15 protein-coding genes are annotated in these 17,520 nt (G+C 59.9%); 10 read left to right on the forward strand and 5 right to left on the reverse strand.

Going from position 1 to position 17,520, the window contains the following annotated elements; all coding sequences use genetic code 11:
- Positions 1-16: 16 nt before the first annotated feature.
- Positions 17-1,378 (reverse strand): IS5 family transposase, encoded by a 1,362-nt coding sequence (locus tag KPG71_RS12220; protein WP_216338370.1) that lies wholly within the window; start codon positions 1,376-1,378, stop codon positions 17-19.
- A gap of 123 nt (positions 1,379-1,501) precedes the next feature.
- On the reverse strand, positions 1,502-1,834 hold the full coding sequence (locus KPG71_RS12225; RefSeq protein ID WP_210402503.1) for a dioxygenase: 333 nt from the start codon (positions 1,832-1,834) through the stop codon (positions 1,502-1,504).
- A gap of 154 nt (positions 1,835-1,988) precedes the next feature.
- On the opposite strand from KPG71_RS12225, the gene KPG71_RS12230 reads away from it, so the two are divergent.
- The 4 genes from KPG71_RS12230 to KPG71_RS12250 all read left to right on the forward strand — a co-directional run bounded on the left by KPG71_RS12230 (position 1,989) and on the right by KPG71_RS12250 (position 7,826).
- Positions 1,989-2,312, forward strand: coding sequence for a helix-turn-helix domain-containing protein (locus tag KPG71_RS12230; RefSeq protein ID WP_017468888.1), 324 nt, complete (start codon positions 1,989-1,991; stop codon positions 2,310-2,312).
- A 100-nt stretch (positions 2,313-2,412) separates the two neighbouring features.
- On the forward strand, positions 2,413-3,582 hold the full coding sequence (locus KPG71_RS19640) for a TetR family transcriptional regulator (protein ID WP_253196239.1): 1,170 nt from the start codon (positions 2,413-2,415) through the stop codon (positions 3,580-3,582).
- Positions 3,569-4,717: an efflux RND transporter periplasmic adaptor subunit gene (locus tag KPG71_RS12245; protein ID WP_017467648.1), complete on the forward strand. Its 1,149-nt coding sequence runs from the start codon at positions 3,569-3,571 to the stop codon at positions 4,715-4,717. The genes KPG71_RS19640 and KPG71_RS12245 overlap by 14 nt, the downstream gene beginning before the upstream one ends.
- A gap of 28 nt (positions 4,718-4,745) precedes the next feature.
- Positions 4,746-7,826 carry an efflux RND transporter permease subunit gene (locus KPG71_RS12250; protein ID WP_216338371.1) on the forward strand — a complete coding sequence of 1,027 codons (3,081 nt, stop codon included), beginning with the start codon at positions 4,746-4,748 and terminating at the stop codon, positions 7,824-7,826.
- A gap of 33 nt (positions 7,827-7,859) precedes the next feature.
- On the opposite strand, the gene KPG71_RS12255 is transcribed toward KPG71_RS12250, so the two are convergent.
- From KPG71_RS12255 to KPG71_RS12265, 3 genes are all read right to left on the reverse strand, one after another.
- Complete coding sequence (locus KPG71_RS12255) at positions 7,860-8,915, reverse strand: FAD-dependent oxidoreductase (protein WP_114865609.1); 1,056 nt, start codon at positions 8,913-8,915, stop codon at positions 7,860-7,862.
- A gap of 41 nt (positions 8,916-8,956) precedes the next feature.
- The gene (locus tag KPG71_RS12260; protein WP_216338372.1) at positions 8,957-9,625 is read right to left on the reverse strand and encodes a cupin domain-containing protein; all 669 of its coding nucleotides are present in this window, start codon (positions 9,623-9,625) and stop codon (positions 8,957-8,959) included.
- A gap of 125 nt (positions 9,626-9,750) precedes the next feature.
- Entirely contained in the window at positions 9,751-10,242 is a 492-nt protein-coding gene (locus KPG71_RS12265; protein ID WP_017467557.1) for a MarR family winged helix-turn-helix transcriptional regulator, read from the reverse strand.
- Between the two features lie 101 nt (positions 10,243-10,343).
- On the opposite strand from KPG71_RS12265, the gene KPG71_RS12270 reads away from it, so the two are divergent.
- The 6 genes from KPG71_RS12270 to KPG71_RS12295 all read left to right on the forward strand — a co-directional run bounded on the left by KPG71_RS12270 (position 10,344) and on the right by KPG71_RS12295 (position 17,501).
- Positions 10,344-11,303, forward strand: coding sequence for an MBL fold metallo-hydrolase (locus KPG71_RS12270; protein ID WP_017467556.1), 960 nt, complete (start codon positions 10,344-10,346; stop codon positions 11,301-11,303).
- A 356-nt stretch (positions 11,304-11,659) separates the two neighbouring features.
- Positions 11,660-12,292: a glutathione S-transferase family protein gene (locus KPG71_RS12275; RefSeq protein WP_216338373.1), complete on the forward strand. Its 633-nt coding sequence runs from the start codon at positions 11,660-11,662 to the stop codon at positions 12,290-12,292.
- Between the two features lie 18 nt (positions 12,293-12,310).
- Positions 12,311-12,769 carry a (2Fe-2S)-binding protein gene (locus KPG71_RS12280; protein WP_017469494.1) on the forward strand — a complete coding sequence of 153 codons (459 nt, stop codon included), beginning with the start codon at positions 12,311-12,313 and terminating at the stop codon, positions 12,767-12,769.
- Position 12,770: 1 nt separating this feature from the next.
- Positions 12,771-14,945, forward strand: coding sequence for a xanthine dehydrogenase family protein molybdopterin-binding subunit (locus KPG71_RS12285; protein ID WP_216338374.1), 2,175 nt, complete (start codon positions 12,771-12,773; stop codon positions 14,943-14,945).
- Positions 14,946-15,123: 178 nt separating this feature from the next.
- Positions 15,124-16,338 carry a CaiB/BaiF CoA-transferase family protein gene (locus KPG71_RS12290; protein WP_168610333.1) on the forward strand — a complete coding sequence of 405 codons (1,215 nt, stop codon included), beginning with the start codon at positions 15,124-15,126 and terminating at the stop codon, positions 16,336-16,338.
- Between the two features lie 8 nt (positions 16,339-16,346).
- Complete coding sequence (locus KPG71_RS12295) at positions 16,347-17,501, forward strand: acyl-CoA dehydrogenase family protein (protein ID WP_168610337.1); 1,155 nt, start codon at positions 16,347-16,349, stop codon at positions 17,499-17,501.
- Positions 17,502-17,520: the final 19 nt, after the last annotated feature.

Raw genomic sequence — 17,520 nt, forward strand, 5'->3', positions numbered from 1 at the left:
TAGTCGGCGCTGAATATCACGCTGTGAGCGACCTGAGGCCGGTTTGAGCGGCGATTGGGGCGCGTTTTGTCCCGAACATGGCGTAGATCGCTGCGACGATTTCGGCCCAAAGCGCCCTGAGGTGGGCCAGGATCATCCGGATGTTGTGGCCGCAGCCGCACAGGACAGCATGGAGCGCGTCGCCCAGCGTGCCCTTGAGGACGCAGCGGGCGAGGCGACCGTCGGTCTTCATGTGTCCAATCGCCGGCTCGATCGCGCTGCGCCGGCGCAGGTCGCGCCTGAGCGCCGGTGTCATCCCGCGCTTTTGCCCGGCGATGTAAACCGCCGTGGCCGTCACGCCGTGACCGCGGTAGCCGCGATCCACGAAGGCCCGCTTCGGCCGGGTGTCGGTCAGGATCTCCACCTGCTCCAGCGCCTCACGCAGCGTGTGACCGTCGTAGGGATTGCCCGGCATCGACCGCATGCCGACGACGAAGCCTTCCTTGTGGGTCGTCGCCACAGACACCTTGGTCCCGAACTCGTAACGCACCCGCGCCTTGCCCTTCGAGATGCAGTCGACCGCCGGTTCGTGCAGGGCGTAGAGCTTGCGCTTGTCCTTCGGCTTTTGCCGCAGCAGCCGGTCCACGAGGGCAATCTCCGCCTCGACCCGCTGCCGGAGGCTGTCGTCGGCGATGTCGCCTAGCTGACGCTGGATGTCTCGCATGACCCGGCCGGTATAGCCCTTCAGTCGCCGCAGAGCCTTGCGCATCCGCTTGAACTGCCGGGCATGGGCATAGCGTCCGATCTGGCCCGATAGCCGGGGCGCGAGCCGAGCGTAGCTCTGGCGCAGCGGCAGGTCCGCCGCCCGTGCCAGCGTCACCAAGCGCCGGCGCGCCTTCTCGTAGAGCCGTGCATCCGTCGGGTGCGCGATCGCCTTCTCCATCACCGTGGTGTCCACGATCACCGCTTCGACGCTCCGCTCCAAGATCACCCCTGACGCCCGTCCTGCTTCGATCGTCTTGGTCAGAAGCCACTCGACGCCCTCCTCGCCGATCCGCTTGCGCCAGCGCGTCAGTGACGAGGGATCGAGCGGGAAGCGGTGCTGAAAGAACGTCTCGCCACAAAAGTGCTGGTAATACGGGTTCTCCACCCAGCGCGCGACCACGGCCTCGTCCGACAGCCGGTAGGTGTGCTGCAGGTAGAGCAGCCCCGCCACTAGCCGCGGTGACGTCGCCGGGCGCCCGGTGTGCGACGGGAAGAACCCGGCCCACTCCGCCTCGAAGAACTCCCAGTCGATCAGCGCCGCCAGCTTCACCAACTCATGGCGCATATCGATCATGTCGGTCAGCCGTGGACGCAAGAGATCGTCCTGTTCCGGGGCGCGGGATTTGGGCTTCATCGCTCGATCCGAAATTGCAGGGTTCTGAGCCAAAACATACCAAATCCTGCAGTTCTACGACATCCCAAAACGCCGTTTAGGAAACGAAATCAACACGCTGAGAGTTGTTCAGACCGGACTAAGCTACTCTCTGCCCCTGCTGATCGGGTTGGTTGATATCATTTCTCTGCCAATACACCAGCGCCGGTGGCTTGCCGGCCAGGTTAGCTGATATGTATGTGGCGGAAAGCCGTTGTAGTCAAACAGGAAGGCCGGTGCGGGATTGGACTGGACGGGAAACTCACGTTCCTCCCAGTGACCCGAGATCACCAGCAGCGCTTTCGGCTTCGTCGGCAGGTTGGCGGGCAAGGTCTCCAGAAACTCGCGGTGCTTATCCCAGGTATCAGGTGGATCGCATTCCATGAAAAAGCACGGGCCGCCCCCATGAGGAATGAAAAGAGTTGGCATGCGGGTCATGTCTGTCTGTCCCTCTGGGTTTGCAGGACACCTCCGGGTGCCGTTTGACCACTACGGAATATTTGATCAATGGTGCATATTAAAGTAGGTACGGAAAAGTAACCAGTCTTCAGAAGCGTGGATGCCTATGCCCAAGACCCCACCTCAGTGCCCGATGGATTCGATCCTGCGTCTGCTCATGGGGCCGTGGACGACCTATATCATCTGGGTCCTGAGCGATCAGGGGCCGCAAAGATTCGGTGCGCTGAAACGTGCCGTGCCCGGAATATCGACCCGCATGCTGACCGAACGCCTGCGGATGCTTCAGAGCGCCGGAGTCATCTGGCGCGAACAGGCGGAGACAATTCCGCCCGCGGTCACCTATGGCTTGACGCCGCGTGGCAACGACCTGCGAGGCGTTCTGGACACACTGGGACATATCGCGGAACGATGGAAGGATGAGGGTGTCTTTGCAGACGATGAATTGAGGGCTGTTTGAATGTGCCAACTCGACAAATGCGCGAGCGCGCAAGCTTTGAGGAAGGCAAGACATGTGACACAACGCGTTCGATATCACGGTTTGGCATCAGGTGATTGGCATGAGGCAAAGTAAAATTGCCGATGTGCTGAGCGGAGCCAAGGTGGTCTTTCTGAGGTGTGGCTTCGAAGGAGCCAACGTCGATGTGATTGCCGAGGAATCCAAGGTGTCTAAGGCGACGCTTTACGCTCACTTCCCCAGCAAAAACATGCTCTTTCTGAGCGTTGTGCAGGCTGAATGTGACAGGCTTTCGGCCGAGATTTCCCGGCCGCTTTCAAGCGGCGACGAACCGCGAGTTGTTCTGGAAGAACTCTCGCGACGCATGATCGGGCTGGTCATGGATAATGACTACATTCGCCTTTTGCGTGCTTGCATCGGCGCGGTTGCGGTACTGCCCGAGGCGGGCGAAATATATATGGAAGCGGGTCCCAGACGGGCCACCAGAATTGTCGGGCAAGTCCTTCAAGGCCTCCATGAGGCGGGGTCATTGAAAGTGCACGACGCTCAAAGCGCCGCAAGTCAGTTTATCCATCTGTCTGTTTCCGGCGTCATCATGCCGCGAATGTTAGCCGTCGACCAGCCGATCGATGCGGTGGAGCATTCCAAGAGGGCGGTTGACGCAGGTGCCTATGCAGTCTACCCGTCGCCTGAACTTAACCGACCGGACGGTACAGAGGTGACGATGCGGAAGCACTCGGTGGAACCAAGAAACGCGTCTCTGAAAATTCTCGAGGCGGCGCGCGCGCTCGCCGCGCGTGAGGGCGCTGGAAAGATAACGATCGAGGCGGTCGCAAAGGAGGCGGGCCTCAGCAAAGGCGGCGTGCTCTACAACTTTTCGACGAAGAAGGCTTTGCTTTCCGGCCTGTTGGATCAGATGCTTGTCGCGCACCGGCAACTCCTCGAAAAAGTCCCGGAGCGGTACCCATCGCGCACTCTGCGTGGGCATCTCGAAACAGTCCTGCAATCGCAAGACTTGGATGATGATCTGTCAATGGCGATACTCGCGGCTTCTGCATCGGATCCGCGGCTGCTCGATCCGCTGCGGACTGAACTGACTTGTGACCTTGAGCGTATCCTGTCCGATGCGAAGCGCTCTCCGGATGCCATGATTGCGGTCCTGGCGATCCAGGGGCTGCGGTTCCAAATGCTTCTGAACCTTCCGGATGGCGGCGCGGATATTAGAGAAGGCGTCATCGAACGGCTAAGGACAATAATCGATGAACTCGAATAGTAAGAGCCGAAATTGGAAGCGGATCGCTTCAGTCATTGTGCTGGTGACTACGGCGGCCTTGGTTGTGCCGTTCCTTCCGGTGGCCGTGACCGATGTATTTGCCCAAACGGAAATGTATGGCGGCGAATCCGATGCCGACGCGCCCGAAGCACCGCAATATAATCGACCGGTCACGGTCGAAGTGACCCGTGCGCTCAGCCGCGTCATCAATCAATCCCGCGCGGTTGCCGGTCGTGTCGAACCCGCCCGCACAGTGGACATCGCGTTTCAGGTGCCGGGGCAGATCATCTCGCTTTACGTCGAGCCGGGCGACAAAATTGACGAGGGCGACGTGATTGCGGAACTCGATCAAGCCGATTTCGACCTTGCCGTAGACCGGGCTCAGGCCTCCTTTGACCTTGCGAAATCCGAGTTTGAGCGCGCGAGAAGTCTCGCCGAGCGGGGGGTCGCAGCCGATGCGCGCCTAGATACCGCGCGCGCCCAATTCGCCCAGGCGGACGTAGCACTTCGCGAGGCCAAACGGCGCCTGTCCCAGACAAGGATCGTAGCGCCATTCGACGCGATCGTGGCGCGTACTTTCGTTGAGGAATACATCAACGTTACCTCAGCCGCGCCGATCGCCCGCTTGCAGGATGTCAGTGAGATGCGGATCATGATTTCGCTGCCGGAGGAACTTGCCGCGCTTGCGCGTTCGGCGCTCGACGCTTTCGACATCGTTGCGAGTTTTCCCGCAGTGCCGGGCTATACCGCGCCGCTCGTCCTTCGTTCTTTTGCGACCGATGCAGACCCTACGGCGCAGACCTACGACGTCGAATTCGCAATCACGGATGATATTGATCCGCGCCTGCTGCCCGGAATGACGGCGGAGGTGCGCATTTCCAGTTCAGCCGAAGAAGATCGGCCGCAATCGGTCATCGTTCCGGTTTCGGCAGTGGACACGACGAGCCGGACCGAGCCATCCATCTGGGTTTACCAGGAAGCGTCCAACCAGGTCGCGCGGAGGACGGTCCGGCTGGGACTTCCGGTCGATGACGAAATTGTCGTTCTGGAAGGTCTCGAAGGCGACGAACTGGTCGTTTCCGGCGGTTGGTGGCGGCTTAGAGACAATCAAACAGTCGTAGCTTCGGGTCTCTGATCCCATTTCATAGGACGCATTAAGACCCATGGCACTCAGTATCTCTCGTGCGACTATTAAACGTCCGGTGGCAGCTTGGCTGGTCATCATCTTCTGCTTTGTCGGCGGTTATTGGGGGTTGAACACCGTTGGTCGCCTCGAAGACCCCAGCTTTACCCTCAAGACCGCGCTTGTTTTCGTGCCTTACCCGGGTGCCACAGCCGTAGAGGTCGAGGAGGAGGTTGCCGACGTCGTCGAAAACGCATTGCAGCAGATGAAGCAACTCGACCGGGTCGAATCAAAGTCCATGCCCGGCATGGCGCAGATCACTGTCGAGATTGAGCAGACCTACGGGGCGGACGAGATCCCCCAGGTGTGGGACGAGATGCGCCGCCGCATCAGCGACGTCTCGGGGGACCTGCCCGCAGGGGTGCGCCCGCCCATCATCAATGACGATTTCGGTGACGTCTATGGCATGTTCTATGCGGTGACGACCGAAGGGCTGAGCCCGATAGAACAGCGTGATCTGGCGACCACGTTGCGACTGGGACTGGTGACTGTAGATGGTGTCGCCAAGGTTGAGGTTCAGGGTCTTACCGAAGAAGTGATCAATATCTCGATCCCGTCTTCGCGCCTGACGGAGTTGGGGCTTCCCCCGACCCAAATTCTGGGCGTTCTGGCCGACGAAAATCAGGTCTTTTCCAACGGAGAGATTACCGAGGGCCCGGCCCGGATCAGCCTGTCGGTTCCGGCGGGCTATGTCAGCCCCGAAGGGATCGAGGAGCTTCGGCTCGGCGTGCCGGGACAGGTCGGGCAGGTGGCGGTCTACGATATCGCCCATGTGACACGTGAGGAAGCCGAACAGCCCAGCCAGATCATTCGTCAGAACGGAGCTTCGGCCTTCACCCTGGGCGTGTCGGCGCTGACAGACCGGAACGTGGTCGAGGTCGGCAAGGCGGTGTCGGCCCGGCTGGAGCGGCTCAAGGCCGGGCTGCCGGAGGGGGTCGAGGTCATTCCGATCTACGAACAGCACGTCGTGGTGGACGAGGCGGTTTCGAGCTTTCTCGTCAGTCTCGGACAGTCGGTCGGTATCGTCATCGCCGCTCTGATGCTGACCATGGGCTGGCGCGCGGGCCTTGTGGTGGGCGCGACGCTCGGGCTGACCGTCTTTTCGACGTTGTTCTTCATGTCGGTCTTTGGCATCGCGATGGAACGGATCAGCCTCGGTGCCCTGATTATCGCCATGGGGATGCTGGTCGATAATGCCATCGTGATTACCGAGGGCATGGTCATCGGTATGGCGCGCGGCAAGTCCGCCGAAGATGCCGCCGCCGAGACGGAAACCGCCACCTCGATCCCGCTGCTCGGCGCGACCGTGATCGGGATCATGGCCTTTTCCGGCATCGGGTTGTCGCCCGACGCAACCGGCGAGTTCCTGTTCTCGCTCTTCGCGGTGATCGCGATCTCGCTGCTGATGAGCTGGGCGCTCGCCGTCTCGGTCACGCCCTATCTCGGCAAGCTGCTGCTGCGGGCGCCGAAAGAGGTCTCCGACGATCCCTACAAGGGCGCGTTCTACGGGATATATCGCAGGTTCCTCTGGATGGCCCTGCGTAGCCGCGTGCTTGTCGTCCTCGTGATCGTGGGCATTACCGTCTGGTCCGTGATGGCCTTCGGGCAGGTCAAGCAGGCCTTTTTCCCCGCATCGAACACGCCGATCTTCTATGTCGAGGTCCAGATGCCGCAAGGCACCGACATCAACGTCACCGACGCCGAGATGAGGCGGCTCGAACAGATGCTCCTGACGGAAGAAAATGTAACGGATGTGACAACGCTTGTCGGGCGTGGTGCGAGCCGTTTCATGCTGACATACAATCCAGAGCAGGCGGATCCCAGCTATGGGCAGCTTATCGTCCGGGTTGCGGACGCCGAGGCGATCCCGGCCATCGCGAGCCGGCTGAACCAGGATCTGCCCGCCGAATTCCCCCACGCTCTGATCCGTGTCGAGGAGATCGTGTTCGGACCGCCGGCCGGTGCCGATGTGGCGGTCCGGTTCTCCGGGCCCGATCCGGTCATCCTGCGTCAGCTCGCGGATGACGCGATGCGGATCTACGAGGATGCCGGGACGATCACCAATCCGCGCACCAATTGGCGCCAGCGAGAGATCCTCGTCGAACCTATTGTCAATGAGTCACGGATGCGTCTGGCGGGCGCAAGTCGTGGAGCAATCGCGGACACCGTCCGCTACGGAACGTCTGGATTACGTGTCGGTGAGTTGCGCGAGGACGACGAGGTGATCCCGATCCATCTCCGCCTCCCTGAGCGTGAACGCGACGGCATTGACCGCCTTCAGGACCTGTCGGTGTGGTCCGACGGGGCAGGGTCCTACGTTCCCATGGCTAACCTCGTGGACCGTTTCGAGACACGCCTTGTCGAGGCGCTCGTTCACAGGCGGGACCGGGAGCGCACCATCACTGCGCTTGGCGGTTCTCGCAGCGACCTGACTGCGGACGAAGCCTTCCGAAGTGTCCGGTCGGATATCGAAGCCATTCCGCTGCCTGAGGGTTACATGATGGAGTGGGGCGGCGAATTCGAAAGCGCCGGAGATGCGCAGGCAAGTCTCGGCAAGCAGCTCCCATTGGGCTTCCTTGTTATGCTGACGATTTCGATATTGATGTTTAACAAGGTCCGCCAACCCCTGATCCTGTGGCTCGTCGTCCCGATGTCTGTGACGGGCATGGTCTTGGGGCTGCTGTTCACGGGCTTGCCCTTCACTTTCACAGCATTGCTTGGGTTCCTGTCACTGTCGGGGATGTTGATGAAGAACGCGATTGTTCTGGTTGAAGAGATCGATCTTCAGCGTGCCGACGGGGTGCCGGACTATCAGGCGGTTGTTGACGGATCTGTTAGCCGTTTGCGACCCGTTATTCTCGCCGCCGGGACAACGATTTTCGGCATGATCCCGCTGCTGCCGGATGCATTTTTTGCGTCAATGGCGGTGACAATTATGGGCGGCCTCGCGTTCGCTTCGATTCTGACTTTGATCGCAGTGCCCGTGCTGTATGCGCTGTTTTTCCGGATCAGACCGCCGAAGAAAGACAGCGCTACGTCCGGTGCTGCGGCACCCGCCTAAAGTCAGGCTGGCGCACGGGCGCGCCTACCGCAGTTAGCCTGTCGTGAGAGCAGTGTAGGCTTGATCCGCCGCCTCAAGCGCGCCTTCAAGAAAGCCGCCAAACGTGGGGGCCACTTCGGTGCCGGCAAAGATGAGCGCATTGTCCCAAAGACCGGACAAAGCGCGCGGCAAACCATAATCGGGGTGGGCATAAACGGTCCGCTGGTCAAGATAAGTCGCTGTGAATGGGTCTACAGCCCAGTCCTTGATGTATAGACGCTTTTGATTTTGTGCTTCGGGGCCAAAGAGCCGCACCAATTGCATGCGCACCTGCTCGCGCAGGGCCGCGGTGTCGCGCCTCAAATCTGGCGGGATCCCGATGAAGCCGAAGATGGCATAGGGACCACCCTCAGACGGGCTGGCATCGTGACATTCAACCATCGGGCCAACCCTGCTCATCGCATCGCCCGACAGGCCATTATCACGCCAGAAAGGGCGGTCAAACACAGTAACGACTTTGGCCTGTCCTGCCATCCAGGTCGCAATACCCTCCATCGCAGTCAGGGCGTCTGTGGGCAGCACAGGCTTATAGGAAAACTGCGCTGCAATGCGCGGTGGCAAGGCCAGAACGACCTTTTTTGCCATGATCTGCGCACCCGCGACCGTTTGGGCGGCGACGCCATCGCTCTTTTTTCGCAGCGCGTTGATTGGCGTGGCGCAGATGCGTTTGTCTGACGGAATTTCAAGCAACAGCTTGTCGATGAAGGCTGCGAGACCGCCTTGCAACCGCCATGAGCCTTGCATCGACGCAAAGCCGCGCCCGCGCTGGACATGGCCACGTTCGTCTTCGTACAAAAGTTCGCCTTGATAAAACTGCTCAAACCGTGTGAGCCCAAGACGATCGATCAGCGCCGCGATACGGGGTTGGCCGGGCCAGAACCACGAGGGGCCAAGATCAAAGGCGCCCGCATTGCACTGCTCGCTCAGGATACGTCCGCCCCATCTTTCGCGGGCTTCGACAAGCAGAAAATCTTGCTCCTCGGCCGATAGCCGCGCGGCGAGCGCCAGACCTGAAAGCCCGCCACCGATGATAAGGGTCTGCGTTTGCATCGTTCAGATTTCCCTGTGCGCAGTGGTTCGGCCCGTTTTCGTCAAACCTGCGGCGCTTTGGCATAGGGCAGATGCCCTGTTTTCATCCAAAGCGTTGCGCCCTCAGCCCCAGCTGTGGCTGTCAAGGCACTGCCATCAGGCAGACGCAGCCAAGCGTTTTGTCTCAGGGCTTCTCCATTCACCGTTGCGGTCCCGCTGATGACCAATACCTCGGCGCCGCCTGTTGCATCCAATGTCATGGTCGCGCCCGCCTCCAAACTGGAGAACGTCACTGTCTCGCGCATATCGCGGTGCAGGATAGCGGTCGCCACACCATTTTCGGGCGCGCCAAGCTCTGCTTCCATATCTTTGTGAAACTGGGTGCGGTCATCCGTGTCGAACTGCCAGAGTTTGACGAAAATCGTGCAACCCGCATCCGATCCCGGGGTATGAGAGGTCGTTGGCGGATTACGCACATAAGTCCCCGCAGGATAATCGCCATGTTCATCCTGAAAGACACCATCGAGCACGATGAACTCTTCGCCGCCCCCGTGGCTATGCGCTGAAAATTTGCTGCCGGGCGCATAGCGCACGATGGTTGTGGCGCGGGCAACCTCGTCCCCGATCCGGTCGAGCATCCTTCTGTCCACGCCCTTCATGGGCGAGGGTTGCCACTCGAGACTATCGGTGTCCACAACGACCTTCTGAGAAAAATCAGCGTTCAGTTCCATCTGTTTCAATCCTTTTCGTACCCTGCAAAGGGGGCGGTATGTCGTCCAGGTTTTACCCTTGACACCATCTGGTGTGAGTATGGGATCAACCGGGAAAACGCTGCGTCCATGCCTGCTGCAGCGCCTCAATCCAGCAGGCTGTCTTGCGCTCTTGGAGGCGCTTGAGGCAAATCGAACCGAACCGGCCTGGCTTTTTCCACCGCCGAACGGAGGCGTGATATCAGAGCAATGGCTTGACTGGCATCATCATCCGAGATCCCGAGATCTGCGAAATTTTGCGCCACAACCTGATCGGCGGCTTTCACGACCTGGAAGCCATATTCCGTGAGACGTAAAACAATGCGGCGTTCGTCTTCAGCGTCGCGCACCCGCTCGATCACGCCATAGGTCGCCATTTTTTTGGCGAGAGGCGAGACCGTGTTTGGTTCAACACCTACATGTTGCGAGAGCTCAGAAAGGGACATCGGTGCCTGCGTATCCAGAGCTTTCAAGATAATGTACTTTGCATAGGTCAGGCCGCTTTCTGCAAACGCCGCCTGATAATAGCGGCCAAACGCATGATGCAGCGTGTAGACCTGAAAGCAGGCCAGATCATTGAGGTTGGATTTCTTTTCCATGCACGCTAAGTATCCACATCAGTCGTAAATGCAATGCGGCAAAGCCACATTTGCGACCATAAACTTCGGGTACGAATTAATCCAACACGAAAGGACTTACTGTGACCAAGATCAACCGACGCAACCTGCTCAAAGGTGCTGCCGCATTGCCTGCAACCGCTGCTCTCGCAGGGGCTGCAACTCCGGCGCTGGCCGCAGGGCATAGCGCGATGCAAGAGGCGGCGCTTTATTCTGCTCCGCTCGGACAATACCGCATCACCGCTCTGCTCGACGGGATCGCACCTTTGGGGCGTGGTTTTTTCTTCGGCAGCGACGAAATTGACCCTGTCATGCAGCAGGTTGGCATCGGACCAGATGCCTTGCCCGCGCCTGTGTCGGCGTTCCTTCTGCAGTCAGACGACCGCACGATCCTGATCGATGCGGGTATGGGCGAGCAAGAACTGCTCGGGCCGGGCTTTGGTGGGGTAACACCTGCTCTGGCCGCAGCCGGTGTCGCGTCGGATGACGTTGATCTGGTGGTTTTGACGCATGCGCATCCCGATCACCTTGGCGGGTTGATCCGTGGTGGTGACGCGGTGTTCCAGAACGCCGAACTCGCGATTGGCGACGTCGAGGCGGGTTTCTGGACCGATGAGGCGATGATGGCGCAGGCCCCCGACGATGCGAAAGGCCTGTTCCAACTGGCGCAAACCGTGTTGAATGCCTATGGCACAAGAGTGACCCGCATCGCCGACGGTGGCGATGCTGCTCCGGGTCTGTCGATGATGCTGTCTCCCGGCCATTCGCCCGGTCATTCTATTGTAATGATAGACGGCGGGGATCGCCAATTGCTGATGATTGCCGACACGCTGCACTCGGCGGATGTGCATACGGCGTTGCCGGATGTCGGGTTTGGTTTCGACTCTGATCCCGCTCAAGCCGCAGAATCCCGCCGCCGAGTGTTTGATATGGTGTCGGCCGACAAGATGCTCGTCGCGGGCAGCCACATCCACTTCCCGGGTTTTGGCCGTATTCTGCGGGATGGTGAAGCCTATCGCTATCTCCCGTCGACCTGGATGTAATACTTGGCACTGCAAGGGGGCACCCGACGGCGCTCCCTTGCAGGTTGTTGGCGGCAAAGCGACATGAGATTCAATGCGGCGCACATTAAACAATTTCTTCGGACCTGCATCGTCAAGCTGCCATGCACTTATGGTGTCGCATGTCTCGTGTAGAACGGAGATGGTGAATTCCTGAGGCACACGCAAGATCACGGATTGCGGACGCGAAACCGTGACCGCTCCGACCAACGCCACGTCAGTGTGCATCCGACACTTCGAGGCAGGGCTCTGAAAGACTGCGCGAACTTGTCACCCTATCTGCTGGGTATCTGAACGCCGATATCTCTCAAACTCACAAATAAAACAACGAGGATACTATGACAAAAACAACTCTCTTTGGTTTCGACGGTTCAACATATGTGCGCACCGTGCGCTGCGTATTGGCGAGCAAGGGCGTTTCTTACGATCAGGTACCTGTCAACGTCTTGGAGGGCGAGCCGCAGGAACCAGAGCATCTTGAGCGCCACCCTTTCGGTAAGGTGCCTGTTCTCGATATCGACGGACTGCGCCTGCGTGAAACCGATGCAATCGTCCGATACCTCGAAGCGCGCGACCCGAAGCCTTCGATGTTTCCTGCCGACGCAAAGGTTTGTGCGAAAGCTGACGAGAACGCGGCGTTGATCGGCAATTACGGCTACGGTGCGATCATCGGGTTCGTGGCCTACCATCTGTTTCCCGACTTCGTTGGTGGAAAGGATGAAGAAATGCGCACATCCTGCCTTGATCAGGCCAAGAAGCTGGTCAGCCTTGTTATGGAGAATAGGGGCGACGCGCCGTTTCTCGCCGGGGATACACCCGGGTTTGCCGATTATCTGCTTGGGCCGCTCATGGCCTATGCGACCATGACCGAAGATGGCCCGGCGATCCTGTCGATCGACGGCGTGCAAGAGTGGTGGGACAGAATAAGCGCGGATGAGACCTTTGCGTCCACCGCACCGGACTTGAGCTGAAAAATGGAGAAGTGAGCGATGATCAAACTGACCTTGAACGGTGAGCCGCGCGAGATCGCGGCAAGTCCGGATACACCATTGTTGTGGGCGCTGCGCGATGAGCTGGGCTTGACCGGCACCAAATTCGGCTGCGGGGTTGCCTCGTGCGGGGCCTGTACGGTGCACGTCGATGGTGCGCCTGTACGCTCTTGTCAGACGTATGTGGGCGACATCGACGGCGCTACCGTGACTACGATCGAGGGCGCGCTGGACGAGACCACCGAAGCGATCCGCGCGGCGTGGGTCGAGTTGGAGGTGCCGCAATGCGGCTATTGCCAGTCAGGCCAAATCCTGTCGGCGGCGGCGCTGTTGCGGGACACGCCCAACCCGACCGACGAAGACATCGATGCGGCAATGGATGGAAACCTTTGCCGCTGTGCCACCTATGCACGGATCCGCAAAGCGATCCATCGCGCATCCGAAATTGTGGAGGGTTAACATGCTGAACAGGATTATCTCACAGGCCGTCCCAGCAGCGGGTACAACGCGACGCGGCTTTCTCAAACTGAGCGCAGGCGCTGCGGGTGGCCTTATTCTGGGTGGTGCGCTTCAGCCGACCGCAGCAGCTGCACAAGCTGGTACCGACGGTCTGGCCACGCCTTTCGTTCATATACGTCCGGACAACACTGTTGTCGTGATCGTCAAACATCTGGACATGGGCCAAGGGACCGCCACGGGATTGGCAACGCTGATTGCGGACGAGCTTGATGCGGATGCGGCGCAGGTCACCACAGAATTTGCACCTGCCAACACGGGTCTTTATGCCAACACGCTCCTGGGTGTGCAGGGCACAGGTGGATCGACTGCGATGCCCAACTCATGGCAGCAATACCGTGAGGCGGGGGCGACGGCGCGCGCAATGTTTGTCGCCGCGGCAGCCGAGACCTGGGGCGTCGATCCTTCGGACGTCACCATATCAAAAGGTGAGATCAGTGGTGGCCCGAACACAGCTACGCTGGGCGACATGGCCACCGCTGCTGCCAGGCAGGGCGTGCCAGACAGCGTGACGCTGAAAACGCCCGACCAGTGGGTGTATATCGGCAAGTCCTTTCCGCGGGTGGATGTTGCGCCCAAGACCCAAGGTGCCACCCACATGTTCGGCATGGATGTCGCGATGGACGGGCTGATGTACGCTGTTAGCCTGAGCAGCCCGCGCTTTGGTGGCGTGTTGGTCGGACTGAATGAAGCCGAGGCGCGGGCAATGCCCGGCGTGATCGACGTGATCCGCCTGCCGGATCGGGCCACAGTCATCGCTGAATCCACGTGGCAGGCCATTCAGGCGCGTAACGCTCTGGCTGCCGAATGGGATTTCTCGAACGCTGAAAATCGGGGCACAGAGGATTTGCGGGCAGAGTACACCGCATTGCTGGATGAAGATGGCATCGCATTCCATAGCGCCGCAGTCTCGGAGGCCGAAGAGGCGAAGGTGGTCGAAGCCGATTACTTCTTCCCGTATCTCGCGCATACCCCGATGGAGCCGATAGACGTCACCGTTCTGTTCGACGGGACCGAGGCGGCGTTTTGGACCGGATCGCAGATCCAGACCCTAGACCAGAACATCGGTGCTCAGGTCCTTGGCATTGATCCCGGTTCAGTGAAAATCGAGACCCTTTGGGGCGGTGGCTCATTCGGGCGCCGCGCGATCTATGACAGCCACTATGTGGCCGAGGCGGCGATGATTGCGCAAGCGTGGCTGCAAACCCATGGGCAGGCGCGCCCGATCAAGCTGGTCTGGACCCGCGAGGACGATGTGCGCGGCGGATATTATCGCCCGATGCACATGCACCGTGTGCGTGCCGGTCTTGATGCAGAGGGCAATATCACTTCGTGGAAACAGCGCGTGGTGGGGCAGGGTATCGCCATCGGAACCGCGTTCGAACAGTTCATGGTGAACAACGGCGTCGATGCGTCTTCTGTTGAGGGCCTTGGGCAGCACTCGGCATACACCATTCCGGGCTGGTCGGTCGATGTTCATCATCCGCTTGTCGGTGTTCCCGTGCTCTGGTGGCGGTCGGTCGGGCATACGCACACGGCTTATGTCGTCGAGACGATCATGGATGAGTTGGCGGAGGCGGCGGGTGCCGATCCGGTGGAATTCCGTCTGCGCTACCTCACCGATCCGCGCGCGCGTGGCGTGCTGGAACTGGCAGCCGTAAAGGCCGGTACGATACCGGCCGGCCTGACACGGGGCATCGCGGTGCACAAAAGCTTCGGTTCCTACGTCGCCGAAATCGCGGATGTTAGGATCCGCGAGGATGGCACCGTCAAGGTCGAGCGTGTGACCTGTGGTGTCGATTGCGGTGTCCCGATAAACCCCTCGAACATCGAGGCGCAGATTGAAGGTGGCCTGGGCTACGGCCTCTCGGCGATCCTGCGTGAAGAGATCACGATGACTGCAGGCGAGGTGGACCAGTCGAATTTCTACGACTACACGCCGTTTCGGATCGCCGACATGCCACGGGTGGACGTTCACATCGTCCAATCAACCGAGGCGCCGACAGGCATAGGCGAGCCCGGTACACCGCCAATTGGTCCCGCCGTGGCGAATGCAGTCCGCAGGGCAACCGGCAAGACAGTTCGCGAGTTACCATTTTCGCGTCAAGGACTGGCCTGACAATTGTAGGTTCCGTTGGCGCGCGCAGTCCTTTGGCGCGCGCGCCTTCTTGCTTTGACCCGTGGATGGATGCGGAGTGCCTGAACGCAGCGGTCCAATTTCCAGTATCGCGTGTTTAGGATTGATTTCCTCATCGCTGATAATCTAACATGTGTTAGGTTATCAGCGATGAAAGCGTATGACTGGACCACTTAATCACCTGAAAATCATCGAACTCGGTCATGTGATTGCGGGGCCGCTTTCGGCTGCGTTGCTTTCCGACTTCGGTGCCGATGTCATCAAGATCGAGGCACCGAACCGAACCGACATGATGCGTGACCTTGGACCCAAGGCCGAGGACGGAGTGGGTGTCTGGTGGAAAACGCTGGGCCGCAACAAAAAGACGCTGGGCCTCGACTGGAAGTCGGACGAAGGCCGGGACATTCTTCGCAAGTTGGTTGAAGGTGCCGACGTCCTTGTCGAGAATTTCCGACCGGGCGTGCTTGAGCGCGCGGGTATCGGTCCGGACATCCTGCATGGGTGGAACCAGGAATTGATTATTCTGCGCGTGTCCGGCTACGGCCAGGACGGCCCGATGCGGGATGTGCCGGCTTTTGGGCGAGCCGCTGAAGCGATGAGCGGTCTTGCGCATCTGACAGGTTTCCCCGACGGGCCGCCGATGCACCCGGGATTTCCGGCGGCTGACAGCACGACAGGGTTGATGGGCGCACTTGGCATCATGATCGCGCTTCTGGCCCGCGAGAAGGGAACCGCACGCGGTCAGGTCGTTGATCTGGCTGTGTTCGAGGCTTTGCTTCGGTTGATGGACTATCCCGTTCCGGCGCTAACAGGCGCAAACCATTCGCCTCGGCGCAACGGATTGCGTCAGCCGATGGATTTTGCCCCGGGGGGCATGTTCCGCACGTCCGACGGGGTATGGCTGACTGTTTCCGCAGGAAGCGCGGAAACCGCGCAACGGCTGCTGCGCGCAGTCGGCGGCGACACTCTGGCGGATGACCCGCGCTTCGCGACCCTTGCCGAGATGTCGCAGCACATGTCCATGGTTTTCGATGCCATCAATGATTTCGTCACCCAACACACACTAACCGAAGTGGAGGCCGAATTCGCCCGTCACGACGCGGTTGCTTCAAAGGTACTGAGCGTCGAGGAGATTGCGACGAACGAGCAGATACGCCATCGCGGCGACATCGTATCAGTCGAAGGCGAGCCGACGCAGGTTGTCGGCCCGATCCCGCATCTGAGCGCCACGCCGGGCGCGCTGCGCTGGCTGGGACGACCACCGGGCGCAGACACCCGCGCCATTCTGCGCGACATTGGTCTTGACGATGACCAGATCGACGCTCTTAGCGTCGCGGGGCTTGTCGGTCTGGATAAAAGGGAGGACACATCGTGACATTTCGGATGACGGATGAGCAAAGGGAAATTCGCGACCATATCCTGCGGATATCCGCGCAGTTCGACGATGATTACTGGTTGGAACGGGATCGCAACGGTGGTTTTCCCCATGATCTGCACAGGGCAATGGCCGATGGCGGCTGGCTAGGTATCGCCATGCCAGAAGCTGTCGGCGGTGCGGGTTTGGGGATCACCGAAGCGACCATCATGATGCAGGCGATTGCCGAATCGGGCGCCGGCGCCAGCGGGGCCTCGGCCATCCACATGAACATATTCGGGCTAAACCCGGTGGTGAAATTCGGGACGGACGAGCAGCGTGCGCGCATGCTTGGCCCGCTGATCGCGGGTGACGAAAAGGCGTGTTTCGCCGTGACCGAACCGACGACGGGGCTGGATACCACAAAGCTGAAGACCATGGCGGTGCGGCAGGGGGACAGATATGTCGTGCACGGGCAGAAGGTCTGGATTTCTACCGCGCAGGTGGCCCACAAGATGCTGCTTCTGGCCAGGACAACGCGGCTTGAAGATGTGAGCAGCCCGACCGAAGGGCTGAGCCTGTTCTATACCGATCTCGACCGGAATTTCGTTAATGTGCGAGAAATCGAAAAGATGGGGCGCAAGGCTGTCGATTCGAACGAAGTCTTCATCGATGGGTTGCCAATTCCGGCTGAGGACCTGATCGGGGAGGAGGGCAAAGGCTTTAGACAAATTTTGCACGGGTTGAATCCCGAACGCATCCTGGTGGCCGGAGAATGCATAGGTATTGCGCGCAACGCACTGGCGCGCGCGGCGCATTATGCAAACGAACGTGTGATTTTCGACCGCCCGATCGGCCAAAATCAGGGTGTTCAGCATCCGCTCGCCAAAGCCTGGGCGCGGGTGGAATCTGCCAATCTTATGGTGATGCACGCTGCTGCCCTTTACGATGCGGGAGAGCCCTGCGGCGTCGAGGCGAACGCTGCCAAGCTTTTGGCCGCCGACGCCGCGGTCGAGGCGACCGAAGCCGCGCAAATTACGTTTGGCGGATTCGGATACGCCAAGGAATATCACGTGGAGCGACTGGTACGGGAGGCTCTGCTGTTCCGCATCGTACCGGTGACACCGCAGATGCTTTTGTCGTTCATAGCAGAAAAAGCCCTTGGACTTCCAAAGTCTTACTGATCGGAGATAACGGGCGGGG

It is taken from the genome of Roseovarius sp. PS-C2 (assembly GCF_018862045.1).
Classification (GTDB): Bacteria; Pseudomonadota; Alphaproteobacteria; order Rhodobacterales; family Rhodobacteraceae; genus Roseovarius.